This is a genomic window from Oleiphilus sp. HI0080 (assembly GCF_001635135.1).
In genome coordinates this window covers 1-1113 of the sequence record NZ_LWFU01000996.1, presented here as the reverse complement: position 1 = coordinate 1113, position 1113 = coordinate 1, and the positions used below count along the sequence as shown (strand labels likewise).

Below are 1113 nucleotides of genomic sequence, written 5' to 3'. Positions count from 1 at the left end.
CCGCCTCACTAACCGCCAGATTACGCACTCCTGGCTGCACCAAAGCAGACTGTTGATCGGCATCAATACGAATGATCTGATTCATTTTGGAAAGAGACAAGGTAATCGCGCCAACGATAGGCAGCGCCCCACCAGACAAGCCCGTCCCTGCTCCTCGGGGAACAACAACAATTCCGTGCTGGTCACAGCAGCGCATTAAGTCCTGAACCTGCTCTTTGCTTTCAGGCAGCACAACCAAGCCAGGCTCAACCCTATAAACCGCCAAACCGTCGCACTCGTATGGTTTACGCTGAGCCTGCTCGCTCAAGATACAGCGCTCCGGCAGTACTCTCGACACAAGCTGATGCAATTCACTGGTGCGCCAAGCTTTAATTTCGCCATCAAGCTCGTCGATATGCTCTGTACTCATTTCTAGCTCACCTGTACATTTAAATTACCGCGAAACATGGACTAACCGTGTTTGTCTTGTAGTAATGCTTTTAGGTTAACGCCCAACAACAGCAACATAAGAAAATACGCCATGATCGCAGCCCCCACCATTAACGCCAAATGCTGAATACGTTGCAGCAGCCCCCAAGCAAACCAGGTCTGCGTAGGTTCGTTCAACCAAAACACCAAGCCCAGCATGACCGAGCACGCAACGACCAACTTAAACCAGAAAAGCATCCAGCCCTCACTAGATCGATAGATATTGCTCTTGCGCAGCAACCAGAGCAAACACAAAGCATTGCACCATGAAGAAAGCGCTGTGGCCAACGCGAGGCCGGCGTGCTGAAGAGGCCAAATCAAGACCAGATTAAACACCATATTCGCAATCATCGCATAGATTCCGATTTTCACCGGAGTCTTCATGTCTTGTCTTGCAAAGAATCCTGGCGCTAAAACTTTCACAAACATAAACGCTAACAAACCGGCTGCGTATGCACGTAAGCTCTTCGCTGCTTGCAGCACATCATTATCGAGCAAGGCGCCATAATGAAACAAAACGGTTATGAGTGGTTCCGCTAACACAATCAGCGCGAGCGCTGCGGGCAAACCAATCACTAATACCATCCGCAAAGCCCAGTCGATGGTGTCTGAAAACGCTTGTTCTGAGCCGCTCGCTTTCTTAGC

At 50.0% G+C, this 1113-nt stretch carries 2 protein-coding genes; both read right to left on the bottom strand.

Features of this window, described 5'->3' with window-relative positions:
• The coding region (locus A3751_RS19000) for an FAD-binding protein (protein WP_156492630.1) at nucleotides 1–409 on the bottom strand (409 nt) is incomplete at its 3' end.
• Nucleotides 410–450: 41 nt separating this feature from the next.
• Nucleotides 451–1113, bottom strand: a 663-nt coding sequence (gene murJ / locus A3751_RS18995) for a murein biosynthesis integral membrane protein MurJ (protein WP_197466510.1), incomplete at its 5' end; no start/stop codon positions are given.